The sequence below is a fragment of the Paraburkholderia youngii genome (assembly GCF_013366925.1).
In the GTDB taxonomy this organism is placed as follows: Bacteria; Pseudomonadota; Gammaproteobacteria; order Burkholderiales; family Burkholderiaceae; genus Paraburkholderia; species Paraburkholderia youngii.
Genome location: NZ_JAALDK010000001.1, coordinates 2,054,090 through 2,070,232, shown reverse-complemented (window position 1 = coordinate 2,070,232; position 16,143 = coordinate 2,054,090). Strand labels below are relative to the sequence as shown.

The 16,143-nt window shown below is 64.6% G+C and carries 12 protein-coding genes; 5 read left to right on the top strand and 7 right to left on the bottom strand.

The window, feature by feature from the left end; all coding sequences use genetic code 11:
- Positions 1-119: 119 nt before the first annotated feature.
- Positions 120-2,012: a bifunctional sugar phosphate isomerase/epimerase/4-hydroxyphenylpyruvate dioxygenase family protein gene (locus tag G5S42_RS09590; protein WP_176106531.1), complete on the bottom strand. Its 1,893-nt coding sequence runs from the start codon at positions 2,010-2,012 to the stop codon at positions 120-122.
- 318 nt (positions 2,013-2,330) lie between these two features.
- Here G5S42_RS09590 and aroQ point away from each other — a divergent pair, with 318 nt between their 5' ends.
- From aroQ to G5S42_RS09575, 3 genes are read left to right on the top strand one after another with little or no spacing between them, the layout of a single operon-like run.
- Positions 2,331-2,786 (top strand): type II 3-dehydroquinate dehydratase, encoded by a 456-nt coding sequence (gene aroQ / locus G5S42_RS09585; RefSeq protein ID WP_176106530.1) that lies wholly within the window; start codon positions 2,331-2,333, stop codon positions 2,784-2,786.
- Positions 2,783-3,733, top strand: a complete 951-nt coding sequence (locus tag G5S42_RS09580; protein WP_176106529.1) for a shikimate dehydrogenase — start codon at positions 2,783-2,785, stop codon at positions 3,731-3,733. Before aroQ ends, G5S42_RS09580 begins: the two co-directional genes overlap by 4 nt.
- Positions 3,734-3,783: 50 nt before the next feature.
- Positions 3,784-5,151 (top strand): MFS transporter, encoded by a 1,368-nt coding sequence (locus tag G5S42_RS09575; RefSeq protein ID WP_176106528.1) that lies wholly within the window; start codon positions 3,784-3,786, stop codon positions 5,149-5,151.
- 109 nt (positions 5,152-5,260) lie between these two features.
- On the opposite strand, the gene G5S42_RS09570 is transcribed toward G5S42_RS09575, so the two are convergent.
- The 3 genes from G5S42_RS09570 to G5S42_RS09560 form a co-directional block, all read right to left on the bottom strand.
- A complete protein-coding gene (locus G5S42_RS09570) occupies positions 5,261-6,016 on the bottom strand; it encodes a TetR/AcrR family transcriptional regulator (protein WP_176106527.1) in 756 nt (251 codons plus the stop codon).
- A 105-nt stretch (positions 6,017-6,121) separates the two neighbouring features.
- Complete coding sequence (locus tag G5S42_RS09565) at positions 6,122-7,411, bottom strand: NAD(P)/FAD-dependent oxidoreductase (protein ID WP_176106526.1); 1,290 nt, start codon at positions 7,409-7,411, stop codon at positions 6,122-6,124.
- A gap of 107 nt (positions 7,412-7,518) precedes the next feature.
- Positions 7,519-8,451 carry a dihydrodipicolinate synthase family protein gene (locus G5S42_RS09560; protein WP_176106525.1) on the bottom strand — a complete coding sequence of 311 codons (933 nt, stop codon included), beginning with the start codon at positions 8,449-8,451 and terminating at the stop codon, positions 7,519-7,521.
- Positions 8,452-8,610: 159 nt separating this feature from the next.
- Here G5S42_RS09560 and G5S42_RS09555 point away from each other — a divergent pair, with 159 nt between their 5' ends.
- Positions 8,611-9,564 carry a LysR family transcriptional regulator gene (locus G5S42_RS09555; RefSeq protein ID WP_176106524.1) on the top strand — a complete coding sequence of 318 codons (954 nt, stop codon included), beginning with the start codon at positions 8,611-8,613 and terminating at the stop codon, positions 9,562-9,564.
- A 309-nt stretch (positions 9,565-9,873) separates the two neighbouring features.
- Positions 9,874-12,987, top strand: coding sequence for a transglycosylase domain-containing protein (locus G5S42_RS09550; RefSeq protein WP_176106523.1), 3,114 nt, complete (start codon positions 9,874-9,876; stop codon positions 12,985-12,987).
- Positions 12,988-12,992: 5 nt separating this feature from the next.
- Here G5S42_RS09550 and G5S42_RS09545 read toward each other — a convergent pair whose 3' ends face one another.
- The 3 genes from G5S42_RS09545 to G5S42_RS09535 are packed head-to-tail and all read right to left on the bottom strand — an operon-like array spanning position 12,993 to position 16,093.
- A complete protein-coding gene (locus G5S42_RS09545) occupies positions 12,993-14,237 on the bottom strand; it encodes an ROK family transcriptional regulator (protein WP_176106522.1) in 1,245 nt (414 codons plus the stop codon).
- 42 nt (positions 14,238-14,279) lie between these two features.
- The gene (locus tag G5S42_RS09540) at positions 14,280-15,083 is read right to left on the bottom strand and encodes an ATP-binding cassette domain-containing protein (protein ID WP_217709874.1); all 804 of its coding nucleotides are present in this window, start codon (positions 15,081-15,083) and stop codon (positions 14,280-14,282) included.
- Between the two features lie 20 nt (positions 15,084-15,103).
- Complete coding sequence (locus G5S42_RS09535; protein WP_176106521.1) at positions 15,104-16,093, bottom strand: ABC transporter permease; 990 nt, start codon at positions 16,091-16,093, stop codon at positions 15,104-15,106.
- Positions 16,094-16,143 lie beyond the last annotated feature (50 nt).

Genomic DNA, 16,143 nt, shown 5'->3' with positions numbered 1-16,143 from the left:
AGACGGCGAACTGACCGATCGAGCGCGCAAATCGCGTGCCTGAAACACCAAATCCTGTATCGTCGCGGCGACTTGCCAATGACGAAGCCGCCGCCGTGCCTGGGGTGTCTGCCTGCCCGTTACTTGCGGCGCTGTGCCTGAGCCGCGAGCCGCACCGCCGCATTGGCCGCGCCGTAGCCGTCATAACCACCGCGCCGCTCGACGATTTCGAGGAAGAAGCGCTGGTCGAGTTGCTCCGTATAAGCGTGGAAGAACTCGCCGCCGCGTTCGTCGCGGTCGTACAGGATATTGTTCGCGCGCATCGCTTCGAGCAGCGTGTCGGACAGCGCGTAGCGGGCCGCGAGGTCGTCGTAGTAATTGCGCGGAATGCGCAGGATCGGCACGCCGTCGGCGACGAATTCGGGGATCGCGCTGAAGATGTCGCCGGTACTGAAAGCGACGTGGTTCAGTCCCGAGCCGTGATACGTGTGCAGCGCCTCGGCCACCGCCGTGTGGCGATCCACCGATGCATTCAGCGCGATCCGCACCGAGCCGTCGGCGCTGCGCAGCGCGCGGCTGCGCACGAGGCCGTACGGATCGGGCACGAGCACCCCCGGCTCGGCCTGGAAGCCGAACGCGGTGCGCAAAAACAGCACCCACGTGTCGAGCGCACTCGCCGGCACGGACAGGCACACGTGATCGATGCGCTCGAGCGGTCCCACCTCGGTCGGCCCGTTGATGTCAGTCAGCACGAAATCGGCCTCGAACAGCGTGGGCTGATCCGGCGTTTCGTCGACGAAATAGTTGAGGCTGCCGTCCGGTGCCTGCACGGCTGGCAGCACGCGCTCGTTCGGCCCGATCTGGCCGGAGAACGGCGAGTAGCCAAAGCCGGCGGCGCGCTCGAACGCCTGGCTCGCGTCGTCGACGCGAAACGCCGATGCGCACAGCGACAAGCCATGCTGCTGAAAGAACGCGTTCGCGAACGAATCGGGCTCCGCGTTCAGCACGATCGATGCCGCACCGTGCTGATACAGCGTCACGTCCTTCGAACGATGCTGGCCGGCCTGGCGAAAGCGCAGCTTGCCGAGCCAGTCGGCGAGTTGCGCGCGGGTGGTGTGATCGACCGCGAATTCGAGGAACTGATAGCCGACGTGCGCGGGTGCGGCGGGCGAGCGGTACAACTCGCCCGTCGTTTTCTGCGGCTGCTGCTGCTCTTCGAGCAGCGCGCGAGTTTGCTCTTCGAGGAACAGCAGCGAGCGATGGCCATCGGCGGCCGTGATCGTGGTGGGGGCGGCGCGAAAGCCGTCGTTGAAGATTTCCAGCGAGAGCGGGCCCTTGTAGCCGGCTTTGACGACCTGCGCGGTGAAGTTCGCGAGGTCGAAGTCGCCCTGGCCGGGGAAGCAGCGGTAGTGGCGACTCCATTCGAGCACGTCCATCGCGAGCTTCGGCGCGTCCGCGATCTGCACGAACGCGATGCGCTCGCCGGGAATGTCGGCGATCGCGTCGGGCGTGTCATTCAGCGAAAGCGTATGAAAGCTGTCGAGCACGAGCCCGAGGCTCGGATGGTTCACTGCGTCGACGAGTTTCCACGCGTGGCGGTAGGTCTTCACGTGCTTGCCCCAAGCGAGCGCCTCGTAACCGGCGATCACGCCGGCCGCTTCGGCCGCGCGCGCCAGCGCGCCCAACTGGTCGATCATCAATGAGTCGTCGCAGATCGTCTCGGGCGACACGTTGCTGCACACGAGAATGCGGTCCGTGCCCAACTCGTGCATCACGTCGAACTTGCGCTTCGCGCGGTCGAGATTGCGCTCGAGCCGCTCGGGACTGACGCCGTCGAAATCGCGAAACGGCTGGAACAGCATGATCTTCAGGCCTAGGTCGTCGGCGATGCGGCGCACGTCGGCCGGCGAGCCGTCGAAATACAGCAGGTCGTTCTCGAAGATTTCGACACCTTCGAAGCCTGCCGCGCGGATCGCGCTCAGCTTCTCGACGAGGGTGCCGCTAATCGACACGGTGGCTATCGAACGTTGCATGAACGGCTCCTGCAAAGACGGACAAACGAAGGGGAAACAAGGAGACAAACCACTGCGGCGCGCCTATGGAGGCTGCCTACCGGGCTTGTTGCAATGCGCAAAATGAGCTACTTCGTTACGCACTGTAGCAAGACGCGGACCAGAATGCCCCACACTAGCTGGGAGTTTCGATAGTCTATACAAACTAACTAGATGGTACAAATTCGTAGAAACCCCGAATGACGGTGACGGCCGATGAGCGCACACTTCGCCATGCGTCGAAGAACCGTCGCGAGTGCCGCGGTTCGAGTCGCGCTTTATTTTGTGGGAGTCGTTGTCATGAGCTTTGCCTCCGTACTGGTCCTGAACGGACCGAACCTCAATCTGCTGGGCACGCGCGAGCCGGCCATCTATGGCTCGGAAACGCTCGACGACGTCGCGAAGCTGTGCCGCGACGCGGGCGAGCGCCTCGATCTCGCGATCGACTTCTGCCAGTCGAACGCCGAGCATCAACTGATCGACTGGCTGCACGCGGCGCGCACCAAGGTCGACGGCATCGTGATCAATCCGGCCGCGTACACGCACACGTCGGTCGCGATCGCCGACGCGCTGACGGCGATCGAAAAGCCCGTCGTCGAGGTGCATATTTCGAATGTGCATCGGCGCGAAGCGTTCCGGCATCACTCGTACGTGTCGGCGGTGGCGGACGCGATCATCGTCGGCTGCGGCACGCAGGGCTATGTGCTCGCGCTGGAACGGATGGCGACGATTCTTAAGAATAGGGCGGCCAAATGAACACTCAAGCGAACACTCAAGCGAACACTCAGGAAAATCCCCGGTCCGACGCGCAGATCACCGCGTTGGCCAATGCGCAGGCGAGTTTGCGGGCCACGCCCCAGTCCTTTCTGGTCGGACTGATCGGCTCGGGCATCAGCGGTTCGCTCACGCCCGCAATGCACGAGGAAGAGGGCAGCAAACTTGGTCTGCATTACGTGTACCGACGCATCGATCTGGATGCGCAGAAGCTCGATACCGCCGCACTGCCGGAGCTGCTGACCGCGGCCGAACGGATGGGTTACAACGGCCTGAACATCACCTATCCGTGCAAGCAGGCGGTGATTCCGCTGCTCGATGAACTGTCCGACGACGCCCGCGCGCTCGGCGCGGTCAACACCGTGCTGTTCAAGGACGGCAAGCGTATCGGTCACAACACCGACTGGTCCGGTTTCGCGCGCGCGTTTCAACGCGGCCTGCCGGACGTGTCGCTGGAACGCGTCGTGCAACTGGGCGCGGGCGGCGCCGGCGCGGCGGTCGCGCACGCGGCGCTGAACATGGGCGCGCAGTCGCTGACGCTGTTCGACGTCGATGCCGGCCGCGCGCAATCGCTCGCCGACGAATTGCAGGCGCGTTTCCCGAAAGCCAAGGTCAGCGCGGGCACCTCGCTCGAAGAATCGCTCGCCGCCGCCCAAGGGCTGATTCACGCGACGCCGACCGGCATGGCTAAAATGCCCGGCCTGCCGCTGCCGGCCGAATTGCTGCACCGCGACCTGTGGGTTGCCGACATCGTCTATTTCCCGATTCGCACGGCGCTGCTGCAGGCAGCCGAGGCGCTCGGCTGCCGCACGCTGAGCGGCGGCGGCATGGCGGTCTACCAGGCGGTCGACGCGATGCGCATTTTTACGGGGCTCGAGCCGGACGCCGAGCGCGTCTACACCCATTTTCAATCGCTGTTGCAACGCTAACCGGCCGCGTAGAGACCGGCATCCAAGCTGATCGAGGAGACCAGTACGACATGACGCAATCGTTCCAATCCAGTTCCGCGGGCTCGCCCGCGCAGAGCAAGTCGGCCAGCCCCGCGCGCCGTTCGAAAGCCCGTTATCAGATCCTCGGACTGCTCGCAGTCGGCACGATGATCAACTATCTCGACCGCACCGTTCTGGGCATCGCGGCGCCGCAGTTGACGAAGGAGCTTGGCATCAACGCCGCGCTGATGGGCCTGCTGTTCTCCGTGTTTTCATGGAGCTACGTGGCTTCGCAGATTCCGGGCGGCCTGTTTCTCGACCGCTTCGGCAGCAAGCTCACGTACTTCCTGTCGATGACGTTCTGGTCACTGTGCACGCTCGCGCAGGGGCTCGTGGGTGGCATCGCCGGCCTGTTCGCGTTCCGTCTCGGCCTTGGCGTTTCGGAAGCACCGTGCTTCCCGACCAATAGCCGCGTGGTCGCCACGTGGTTTCCCCAAAGCGAACGCGCGATGGCGACCGGCACCTACACGGTCGGCGAATATATCGGCCTCGCGTTTTTCAGCCCGTTCCTGTTCATGCTGATGGGCGCGTTTGGGTGGCGCTCGCTGTTTCTCGTGGTCGGCGGCGTCGGTATCGCGTTTGGCGTGGTGTGGTGGCTGATGTATCGCGAGCCGCGCGATCATCCGTCGGCGAATCAGGAAGAGCTCGACTATATCGAGGCGGGCGGCGGTCTCACGCAACGCCACAAGGATGTCGCGGGTGCGGCCGATGCGGCGGCATCGAAGACGAGCGGCTTTCAATGGCGCACGATCGGCCAGCTGCTCAAGCATCGTCAGCTGACCGGCATCTGCCTCGGCCAGTTCGCGGGCAATTCGACGCTGGTATTTTTCCTCACGTGGTTCCCGACGTATCTCGCCACCGAGCGTCATATGGCGTGGCTGAAGATCGGCTTCTTCGCGATCATGCCGTTCATTGCGGCGTCGATCGGCGTGATGTTCGGCGGTGTGTTTTCCGACTGGCTGCTGCGTCGTGGCAAATCGCCGAACGTCGCGCGCAAGCTGCCGATCATCGCCGGTTTGCTGCTCGCATCGACGATCATTCTCGCCAACTATGTCGAGAGCAACGTGGTCGTGATCGCGATTCTGTCGGTGGCATTCTTTGCGCAAGGTATGGCCGCGCTCGGCTGGACGCTGGTGTCGGATATCGCGCCCGAGGGCCTGCTTGGTGTGACCGGCGGCATCTTCAACTTCGCCGCGAATCTGGCGGGTATCGTGACCCCGCTGGTGGTGGGCCTGATCGTCGCGGCGACCGGTTCGTTCGTCGGTGCGCTGGTGTTCATTGGTGTCATCGCGTTGATCGGCGCGCTGTCGTATATCTTCATCGTCGGCGATATCAAGCGGATCGTGCTGGCGGATTGAGGCTTCCTGTTGAGACGTCGCTTCAGGTGACGGGTGTCGAAGCAAAAACGGGATGTGGTGAAAGCCACATCCCGTTTTTCATTTTCAGCCGGTCGCTACGCAAGCGGCCTCAATCGTCCTTCTTCACGAACCGCAAGATCGCATCGACGATCATCGCCCGATGCCGCGCGCGCAATCGAGGATGCGACGGATCGCGCCCGAACGCGGTGCCGAACGTATGCCGGTTGCCCACGCGATGAAAGCACAGCGAACTGATCATCAGATGCAGATCGATCGGATCGATATCGCTGCGGAACTGGCCGGACGCGATGCCGCGCGCGAGCAGATCCTCGATCGTGTGAATCACAGTGACGTTGCGTCCTTTGAACGTCTTGACCTGCTCGACGTACTTCGCGCCGTGAATGTTTTCGATGGTCACGAGGCGCACGAAGTCGCGCTGCCGGTCGTGGTAGTCGAACGTGAATTCGACCAGCGCGCGCATGCCCTCGACCGGATCAAGTTCGCTGATGTGCAGATCCTGTTCGAGCGCGCGAATGTCTCCATACACCTTTTCCAGCACCGCCTGGTACAACCCTTCCTTGCTGCCGAAGTAGTAGTACAGCATGCGCTTGGTGGTGTTCGTGCGCTCCGCGATCGCGTCGACGCGTGCGCCCGTCAGTCCCATCGCGGAGAACTCCTGGGTCGCGACGTCGAGGATGTTGCGCTTCGTCTGCTCGGGATCGTATTTGCGTGGGGCGTCCGCACGCCGGGTGTTGACACGGCTGGCGTCGGCTCGCTTGGCGTCGGTACGTCGCGCGTCGGCGTGCGGCGCGCCCGACACGATGCCGTTGGTATCAGGCTCGGCGGCCTTGCTTCCCTTTTTCATTGTGGTTTCGAGCGGCAGTGACGGCGCATTCTAGCATGGTGAAATGGGCCTCTGGCGCGGGTCTCGGGCATCGGTGCAGGTATTTCGAAGGAGCTTGCGTGGCGCTTACGCGACCGGTCGCGCGGGCCGGCGGCGCGCGGCGAGGGCGTCGCGTGTTTGCATCGCGGTGTACGTGAGCTGCGCGGCCGCGAGACCGAGCGCGCCGTATGTGCGCGTGAGGCCGAAGCTCGCGAATGCATCGGGCACCGGCCGTTCACCGCAGATCGCCGCGGCCAGCAATTCGCCCGACACCGTGGTCGGCGCCATGCCGTGTCCGCCGAAACCGACCGCGTACCAGACGCCGTCCGTGCTTTGGCCGATCTGCGGCATCTTGTGCCGCGCGTAGCTCATTAGTCCGCCCCACGCATGCTCGATGCGTACGTCGCGCAGCTGCGGATAGACCTTCAGCAGGTCCTGCCGCAACAGACGCGCGATCGCCTCGGGCTCGCGATCGCGCACCGAGATGCGGCCGCCCCACAGGATGCGCGAATCGGGCAGCGGCCGGTAGTAGTCGAATGCGAAGCGGGTGTCGTAGACCGCGGCGCGCGTCGCGATCGCGTCGTGCAAGCGTTCGCCGAGCGGCTCGGTCGCCATCACGTAGGTGGCGATCGGCAGCACCGCGCGCTCGACGCGCGCATACACGTTGCGCGCATAGCCGCCGCCCGCCATCACGACATGACGGGCGTCGAGCGCACCTTGCGGTGTCTCGACAACGAAGCCCGCGCCGTCGCGCCGCAAGCCGACGACCGGCGAGCGCTCGTGGATCGTCACGCCCGCGTGCGCGGCCGCCGCGGCGACGCCGAGGACGTACTTGAGCGGATGAAAATGAAACGCGTTGCGCTCGAACAGTCCGCCGTGATAGCGGCTCGTTTTCAGTTGCGCGGCGAGTTCGTCGGCGGCGATCGGCTCCCAGTCGACGCCGAACGAATCGCGCATCAGACGCCGTTGCGCCTCGAGACGCGCTGGTTCGTCGAACCAGTTCGCGAGGATCACGCCGGCATCGGTTGCGTCGCAATCGATCCGATAGCGCGCAATGCGTTTGCGCATCAGCTCGACCGCGTCGGTGGTCAGCGCATAGAGCTCGCGCGCGCGAGTCGGCCCGAGCGTCTTCAGCAGGTCGGCGCAATCGAGGCTGTAGCCGCCGAACACGAAGCCGCCGTTGCGTCCCGATGCGCCGAAGCCGACCTGCTGTGCTTCGAGCACGACGACGTCTTCGACGCCGCGCTCGGCGAGTCCCAACGCGGTGGAGAGTCCCGCGAGTCCGCCGCCGATGATGCAGACGTGCGCGCTGCGTCGACCGTTGAGGGGCGCATAGGCGCAGGAGCGAGTGACGGTGGCTTCGTAGAAACTTTGCATGGGGCGCGAGCTCGTGGACACGCCCTAGGTTAGCGGCAATCGCGTGTCGCCGTCCAGCCCGCGGAAGCCCGCACGTCGGCGGGCGCCCCGCTGCATTTCAACGTGTGTTATCGACCCCAGCGCAACACCAGCGGATCGAGCCGGCGCGCGATCTTCAACAGCCCTTCGCGCGTCGCCGGATGCATTTGCGGCAGCGGATCACGCACCGCGTCCGACGCGATCACGCCGCCTTCCTTCATCAGCGCCTTGCACGATGCGAGGCCGCCCTGGCGGTTCTCGTAGTTGATCAGCGGCAGCCACTGCTGATAGTGCGCGGCGGCGCCCTCGGTATCGCCGGCCGCATAGGCATCGATGATCAGGCGGATGCCATCGGCATAACCGCCGCCCGTCATCGAGCCGGTCGCGCCCGCATCGAGATCGGCCATCAACGTGATCGCTTCCTCGCCGTCCCACGGACCGACGATCGCGTCGCCGCCCAGTTCGATCAGCTCGCGCAGCTTGTTGGCGGCCTGTGGCGTTTCGATCTTGAAGTACGACACGTTGTCGATCTCGCGCGCCATGCGAGCGAGGAACGGCGCGGACAACGGCGTGCCGCTGACCGGCGCATCCTGGATCATGATCGGAATCTGGATCGCATCGGACACCGTGCGATAGAACTCGTAGATGCCGCGCTCGCCGATGCGGATCGTCGCGCCGTGATACGGCGGCATCACCATCACCATCGCGGCGCCCGCGGCCTGCGCGGCGCGGCTGCGCTCCGCGCACTGGTACGAGCTGAAGTGCGTGGTCGTGACGATCACCGGCACACGGCCCGCGACGTGTTCGAGCGAGAGATGCATCAGTGTGCTGCGCTCGTCGTCGGACAGCGCGAACTGCTCGGAGAAGTTCGCGAGAATGCACAGGCCGTTCGAGCCGGAGTCGATCATGAAATCGAGACAGCGCTTCTGGCCTTCGAGATCGAGGCGGCCGGCGTCGTCGAAGATCGTCGGCACGACGGGGAAGACGCCGCGCAGGGCGGGGGAGTGTGACGCTTGGCTCATGGCGATGTGGTCCGTGCTGGGATGGAAGGATTGCGCTCGAGCCCGCGAGCGAGCGGCGCAACTGGATGAATGTCTCCTGCGGCGACTATACGGCCCCGGGCGTCGCAGGTATATTGAATTGTTTCCATATCGTGATCGCTTTTGCGACTCACCCGCACAATGAAAGACACGCTCAACGTCCTGCTGTCGAAGCTGCGCATGAAGCAGCTGCATCTGCTGATCGCGCTCGACGATCACAAATCGCTGCACAAAGCGGCCGGCGTGATGTCGATGACGCAATCGGCGGCGAGCAAGGCCCTGCAGGAGCTCGAATCGATGCTCGACGCGCCGCTTTTCGAGCGCTCGAAAAGCGGCATGATCCCGAACCAGCTCGGCCATTGCGTGATCCGCTATGCGCGCGTCGTGACGTCGGACCTCACCGCGCTGTGTCAGGACGTCGCGGAAATACGTTCGGGGCGTGGCGGGCGGCTCGCGCTCGGCGCGATCATGGGCGCGATTCCCGACTGCGTGGTGCCCGCGCTGAACCAGTTGCATGCGGCGCAACCGGGTCTGTCGATCGAGGTGGTCGAAGACACCAGCGCGCGGATGCTCGCGCAGCTCGACGACGGCCGGCTCGATCTGGTGATCGGCCGCGCGGCGGTCGCGGCCGATCCGTCGAAGTATCAGTATCGCCCGCTCGGCGACGAGCCGTTGGCGGTGGTGGTCGGGTATCAGCATGCGCCGTTGCCGCGTCGCGAGATGACGTTGAGCGAGCTCGGCGGGCATCGCTGGGTCATGTATCCGTCACATATGCCGCTGCATGCGCTGCTCGAACGCGAGTTGGATCTCGCCGGCCTCGATATGCCCGACAATCCGATTTCGACGGCTTCCACTTTCGTGACAGTCGCGCTGCTGCAAAGCAGCGCCGAACTCGTTTCGCTGCTGCCGAGCGCGATTGCCGGGCCGTTCGTACGGCACAAGATGCTGCGCGTCGTGCCGGTCAGGCTCAAATCGCCATCGCAGACTTTCGGCATCGTCACGCGCAAGGGCGGCGTGCTGTCGCCGCCGGCGGAGCGGTTCATCGCGCTGTTGCGCGCACAGACACAACGGACGCAGACGAAAATACGAGCTTAGCCGCACCGCCACCGGCTTGCTCGGCCGTTCGCCCGGTTGCCGGTAAGAATGCCAGCCAAAAAGCGACTTTGTTTCGGCAAGCGCCGCCAGAAACGGCAAAACCGCCCGAAAAGGCGGTTTGGTATACGGGTGAAACGTCCTTCAATATCTCATGCCGGTTCGCGTTTTGTCATTCGACGCCAGCGGATGTTGTAGCCGCGACACTGTCGCGTCAATCTGAGCCGATGACGGTTTCTCGTTCCGAGCTACACTGGTTTATATCAACTGAGCCAGGCTGGACATCCTGGCCATCGCTCGGGGAGAGCAGCCATGAATCGGCCACCGCTTCGGTTTCCGCTTCGCGCGACCAGCACCGTGACCGTGCGGAGTTGGCGTTGGCTCAAATGGGGCCTGGCCGCGTTTTTCCTGCTCGCGATGGCGCTGATTGCGCGGCTCGTGCAGATCGAGATCGAGACCTCGCGGCTGCAGGCGCGCTACCTTTCCGAGCTGACCCGCGACGTCGGTTTCTCGGTCGCCGACGGTCCCAGTCATTCCATCCGCTTTCCGCAAGCCGACAAGGGCCCGTACGACGCGCGCCTCGGCTACGCGCTGTTGCCTGCCATTCAGCAGCGCCTGTTGCAGCATGGCTTCGAAATCAGCTCGCAGGCGCGCGATTCAGAACGCATGCTGTCGCTGGCCGATGATGGCCTGTTCCTGCCTTACGACGAAAAAGACACGGCAGGCCTGCAATTGTTCGACGGCACTGGCGTGCCGCTATACAGCGCTCAGTTTCCGGGCCGCGTGTACGACAGCTTCGACGCGATTCCGCCGCTCGTCGTGAACTCGCTGCTGTTCATCGAAGACCGCTATCTGCTCGATCCGGGTCAGCCGAACCGCAATCCGGCGATCGACTGGGGGCGCTTCAGCCGCGCGCTCGTCGACCAGGGCGCGCGCGTTTTCAATCGTCATCAGCAGACGCCGGGCGGCAGCACGCTCGCAACGCAGATCGAGAAATTCCGTCACTCGGCGGGCGGCCGCACCGCGACGCCGCCTGAAAAGCTGCGGCAAATCGCGTCGGCGTCGGTGCGCGCTTATCTGAACGGACCGCAAACACTGCCCGCGCGCGAACAGATCGTCGTGCACTATCTGAACTCGGTGCCGCTCGCCGCGCAGCCCGGCGTCGGCGAAATCAACGGGATCGGCGATGGTCTCGCCGCCTGGTATGGGCGCGATTTCCGCGAGACCAACCGTCTGCTGAAGGCGCCGTCGACCGACGCGAATCTGCCCGACCAGGGCCTGGCGTTTCGCGAAGTGCTGTCGCTAATGATTGCGCAGCGCGCGCCGTCGTTTTTCCTGCAGCGCGGCTATCCCGAGCTCGAACGGCTGACCGACAGCTATCTGCGGCTGCTCGCGAGTGGCGGCGTGATCACCGCGCAGTTGCGCGACGCGGCGTTGGCGGCGCATGTCGAACTGCATCGCGCGCCGCGCAGCACGCCGGATCTCGGTTCGTTCGTGTCGCGCAAGGCCGTGACGTCGATGCGCTCGCATCTGCTCGCCGCGCTCGGTGTGCGCAGCTTCTATGAACTGGACCGCCTCGACGTGCAGGCCACAGGCACGCTGAACAATGATGTGCAACAGGCCGTCGCCGAGCGCCTCGCCGCCGCCGCGACCAAAGACGGCGCGAAGGCCGCGGGGCTCGTCGGCTACGAAATGCTGCGCGGGTCCGACGATCCGACGCATATCGCCTACAGCTTCACGCTTTTCGAACGGCACGGCGACGCGAACCTCGTGCGCGTGCAGACCGATAGCGTGAACCAGCCGTTCGACATCAATTCGGGCGCGCGCCTGAACCTGGGTTCGACCGCGAAACTGCGCACCGTCATCACGTATCTGCAGATCGTCACAGATCTGCACACCCGTTACGCCTCGCTGAGCAATGCCGAGCTGAAAGCAGTCACGCCCGATCCGAACGATCGGCTGACGCGCTGGGCGATCGACTATCTGCTGCACACGCGCGATCACTCGCTGCAGCCGATGCTCGACGCCGCCGTCGAGCGTAAATACTCGGCGAGCCCCGGCGAAACGTTCTTTACGGGCGGCGGCGCGCAGACCTTCACGAACTTCGAGTCCGATGACAACAGCCGCATCCTGACCGTGCATCGTGCGTTCCAGCATTCGGTGAACCTCGTGTTCGTGCGCCTGATGCGCGATATCGTGCACTATGAAATGGTGCAGACCACCGGGCCGTCGTCGGAATGGCTCGGCGATACAGCGACCCGCAAGATGTATCTGACGCGTTTCGCCGATCAGGAAAGCCGCGTGTACATGAAGCGTTTCTACACGAAGTATCACGGCAAGACGCCCGATCAGCAGATCACGCTCTTGCTTCTCGGCGTGCGCAAATCGCCGCCGAAAGTGGCGACCGCTTTGCGCAGCGTCGCGCCGGATCAATCGAACGCCTGGTTCAACAAGATGATGTACGCGGCGCTGAAGAACACCCCGTCGGCTTCGATGCTCGACGACGAAGACCTTGCGAATCTGTACGACAAGTACGGCATCAACCGCTTCAACCTGAACGACCGCGGCTATATCTCCAGCGTGCATCCGCTCGAACTGTGGACGCTGAATTATCTGCGCAAGCATCCCGATGCGACGCTCGCGCAGATCGAAACCGCAAGCCAGGACGTGCGACTGTCCACCTACTCGTGGCTCTTCAAGACGCGCTATCACGCGACTCAGGATCGCCGCATCAAGCGCATGGTCGAACTGCGCGCGTTCGACGCGATCGGCAAATCGTGGCAGGCGCTCGGCTATCCGTTCGCGTCGCTGACGCCGTCGTATGCGGCGGCGATCGGCGCGTCGGGCGATCGTCCGGCGGCGCTCGCGCAACTGATCGGCGTGATCGCGAACGGCGGCAACAAGGTGCCGACCGAAACGCTGACGCAAATCGACTTCGCGAAGGATACGCCGTACGAAACGCATTTCAGGCGCGCGGTGATCGCGCCGCAGCAGCAGGTGTCGCCGGAGATCGCGAGCGAGGTACGGATGCTGTTACGTGATGTCGTGACGGGGGGTACCGCGAGGCGCCTCGCGCAAGGTATGACGTTCCCGAACGGCGAAACGCTCGAAGTCTATGGCAAGACCGGCACCGGCGATCAGCGCTTGAACGTGTATGCGAAGGGCGCGCGCTTGATCGAGTCGCGCAAGGTGAATCGCAGCGCGACCTTCGTGTTCGCGCTCGGCGACCGCTTCTACGGCACGCTGACCGCGTGGGTGCACGAGCCCTACGCCGCGCGTTACGACTTCACGAGTGCGCTGGCGGTGCAGTTGCTGAAGTCGATGGCTCCGGCGTTGCAGCCGTTGCTCGATAAGCCGGTTCAGAAAACCGTGACGACGGTGCCGGCGCAAGCGCCGCCAGCAGCGACGAAAGTTGCCGCGCACTGAACCGCTTACCGCTCGTCAAAACCCGCCTCCGACGCCGCCGGCTTCAGAAACAGCTCATGGACCGGTGCGAAATGCCCATAGAGCGGCAGAATCGCACCGCCCATCGCGCGGGCGTCGGCGCCGATCGCGCCTTCCAGCAATTGCGGCCGCACCATCCCTTCCCATTCGAAACGATCGAGCACGCGCTCGGTGCGGCGAATGATCTCGCGCAGCAATAGCCGGTCGAACTCGCCGTCGATCACGACGGCTTCGAGATCGAGCAGCGCGGCCGCGTTGGTCAGCGCGTTTGCGATCGCCGGGCATGCGCTATCGAGCCATTGCTCGGTATGCCGCCACAACTCGGGCGACAGTGCGCGATGATCGTGCGCCGCGGCGGCCGGCGCGCCCGCGTCGCTGAACAGTTGTTCGAGCACGAAGCCCGATGCCGCGTGCAGCAACTGCCGCGCGGGTTTGCGTGCGCTGCCTTCGCGCAGCGGGATCGAACCGACCGCGCCGGCGTTGTCGTGCGGACCGCCATGGAGACGGCCGTCGATCACGAGTCCGCCGCCGATGAACGTGCCGACGAACAGATACAGGAAGTTGTGGATGCCGCGGCCCTGGCCCATCACGAGTTCGGCCGCGCACGCGGCCGTGGTGTCTTTGGCGAACTCGACGGGCAGGCCGCTTATCGTCGCGATGCGCGCGCGCAGATCGATGTCGTTCCAGGCTTCGAGCGCGCCGGGCGGCGCGCCGAGAAAGTCGCGCCAGCCGCCGAGCCACAACGGCGCCGCGACGCCGACGCCAACCACTTTGCCGGCCTTCGCACCGAGCGTCTGGTTCACGCGCGCGAGTTTGCTTTCGAGCGCGGGGAACAGCGTTCGCGGGTCGGGATACGCATACTCGAACACGTCGCGGCACACGATGCGCCCGGCGAAGTCCATCGCGAGCACGTCGAGACTGCGGCGTCCGACCTTGATGCCGATCGTGTACGCGCCGTCCGCGCGCAGCGCGATCGGCACCGACGGCTGGCCGATCTTGCCGCGCACGCGCGCCTGTTTTTCGAGCAGGCCGTCGGCGATCAGCCGATCGACGATCATCGACACCGTCTGCATCGAAAGACGCGTGAGGCGGCCGACCTCGGCCTTCGGCAGCGGGCCATGCAAGCGGATCGTTTGCAGCACGATCCGCTCGTTGAATTGCCGCATGCCGACCTGGTTCGAGCCGACCGTGCGTTTGACCGGCGAGCGCGGGCTGGTGCTGGAGGTGTCCATCGTCGTGTATCGGCCTCGTGGCTCAGCGGGTTGAGCGGCGCGTCACGCGATTGCTTTCACGTCGGCTTTCTTCGCGCCGGTCATGATCGCGACCGCTTCCGACATGTGCACGTCCTTCGTATTGACGAGCGCCGCGCGCCGGCCGAGCCGCTGAATATGGATGCGGTCGGCGATCTCGAACACGTGCGGCATGTTGTGGCTGATCAGGATCACCGGCAAACCACGATCGCGCACGCGCCGGATCAGTTCGAGCACCATGTTGCCTTCCTTCACGCCGAGCGCGGCGGTGGGCTCGTCCAGAATCACGACGTGGCGCGCGAACGCCGCGCTGCGTGCCACCGCGACGCCCTGGCGCTGGCCGCCGGACAGCGTTTCGACCGCCTGGCGCATCGAGCGGATGCCGATTTGCAAGTCTTTCATGGCCGCGGTCGCTTCGTCGAGCATGCGGCGCTTGTCGATCATCTTGAACAGCGAGCCGCGCCAGCCTGGCTTCAGCAATTCGCGGGCGAGAAACAGGTTTTCGGCGATGCTCATCGCCGGCGCAACCGCGAGTTCCTGGTACACGGTCTCGATGCCTTGCGCGCGCGCGTCGAGCGGACTGCGGAACTTGACTGGTTTGCCGTCGAGCAGAATCTCGCCTTCGTCGGGCACCGTCGCGCCGGAAAGCGCCTTGATCAGCGACGATTTGCCGGCGCCGTTGTCGCCGATCACCGCGAGGATCTCGCCGGGCAGCACTTCGAAATCGCAACCGTCGAGCGCGGTAACGTTGCCATATCGTTTGACGAGCCCGCGTGCTTGCAGAACCGGCATCGCGGCGGACGTGGAAGGGGAGGTGGAGGTCAGCATGACAAGGCTCCTGTGCGGGATCAACGGCCGCGGTGCGAGAGTTTATCGGCGGCGACCGCGAGAATCACGAGGATGCCGGTGATCAAGACCTGGTACACCGAGGACACACCGATCAGCGTCAGGCCGTTACGGAACACGCCGACGATCAGCGCTCCGAGCAAGGTGCCGACGATCGATCCGCGTCCGCCGAACAGACTCGTGCCGCCGAGCACGACCGCGGTGATGCTGTCGAGATTCTCGGTTTGCCCGGCCTGCGGATCGCCGACGCCGGTGCGCGCTACCGACAGCAGCGCGGCGATGCCATAGATCGCGCCGGCGAGCGTGTAGACGATCAGCAGAATCCGCTGCGACGACAGGCCCATCAGCCGCGCGGCCTCGGCGTTGTTGCCGAGCGCGTACAGATGCCTGCCGGGCACCGTGTCGCGCAGCACGAACCACGTGGCCAGATACATCAGCAGCGTCAGCACGGTGCCGTACGTGACTTCCGCCGGTCCGAGCCTGAACGTGCTGCCGAAGAACATGATCGCGTCGGGCAGGTTCGACACGCTTTCCGCGTTCGAGTAGATCTGCGTGAGCGCAAACGCGATGTTCAGCGTACCCAGCGTGACGATGAACGCGGGAAGCTTGATGCGTGTGATCAACAGGCCGTTCAGTAAGCCGAACAATGTGCTGGCGCCGATGCCGCATAGGATTGCGAGAATGGGTGGCACGCCGAGCACGACCGCGAACTTGGTCATGATGATCGAGCCGAAGGCCATCACCATGCCGCAAGACAGATCGATGCCACCGGTCAGCACGATCAGCGTCTGGCCGATCGCGATGACCGCGACGACCATCGTCTGTTGCAGGATCAGCGACAGGTTCTGGAACGATAGAAAGCGGCTGCTTTGCGAAATAAAGAATGCGCAGGCCAGCACCAGCGCGATCAACGGTCCGATTTCGGTCAGCGATGGCAGATGCTCGGAGAAAGACGGGCGCGGGCGGCCGGCGGGCGCGGAAGGGGTCGACATGATGGCAGTCCTCGGTACATGAGCGTGACGTGAAGGTCACGCGGCGAATC

What these genes read in the sequence shown, in the direction of transcription:
- G5S42_RS09590 (WP_176106531.1), bottom strand. Translation starts at nt 2,012, where the DNA reads ATGCAACGTTCGATAGCCACCGTGTCGATTAGCGGCACCCTCGTCGAG.
- aroQ (WP_176106530.1), top strand. Translation starts at nt 2,331, where the DNA reads ATGAGCTTTGCCTCCGTACTGGTCCTGAACGGACCGAACCTCAATCTG.
- G5S42_RS09580 (WP_176106529.1), top strand. Translation starts at nt 2,783, where the DNA reads ATGAACACTCAAGCGAACACTCAAGCGAACACTCAGGAAAATCCCCGG.
- G5S42_RS09575 (WP_176106528.1), top strand. Translation starts at nt 3,784, where the DNA reads ATGACGCAATCGTTCCAATCCAGTTCCGCGGGCTCGCCCGCGCAGAGC.
- G5S42_RS09570 (WP_176106527.1), bottom strand. Translation starts at nt 6,016, where the DNA reads ATGAAAAAGGGAAGCAAGGCCGCCGAGCCTGATACCAACGGCATCGTG.
- G5S42_RS09565 (WP_176106526.1), bottom strand. Translation starts at nt 7,411, where the DNA reads ATGCAAAGTTTCTACGAAGCCACCGTCACTCGCTCCTGCGCCTATGCG.
- G5S42_RS09560 (WP_176106525.1), bottom strand. Translation starts at nt 8,451, where the DNA reads ATGAGCCAAGCGTCACACTCCCCCGCCCTGCGCGGCGTCTTCCCCGTC.
- G5S42_RS09555 (WP_176106524.1), top strand. Translation starts at nt 8,611, where the DNA reads ATGAAAGACACGCTCAACGTCCTGCTGTCGAAGCTGCGCATGAAGCAG.
- G5S42_RS09550 (WP_176106523.1), top strand. Translation starts at nt 9,874, where the DNA reads ATGAATCGGCCACCGCTTCGGTTTCCGCTTCGCGCGACCAGCACCGTG.
- G5S42_RS09545 (WP_176106522.1), bottom strand. Translation starts at nt 14,237, where the DNA reads ATGGACACCTCCAGCACCAGCCCGCGCTCGCCGGTCAAACGCACGGTC.
- G5S42_RS09540 (WP_217709874.1), bottom strand. Translation starts at nt 15,083, where the DNA reads ATGCTGACCTCCACCTCCCCTTCCACGTCCGCCGCGATGCCGGTTCTG.
- G5S42_RS09535 (WP_176106521.1), bottom strand. Translation starts at nt 16,093, where the DNA reads ATGTCGACCCCTTCCGCGCCCGCCGGCCGCCCGCGCCCGTCTTTCTCC.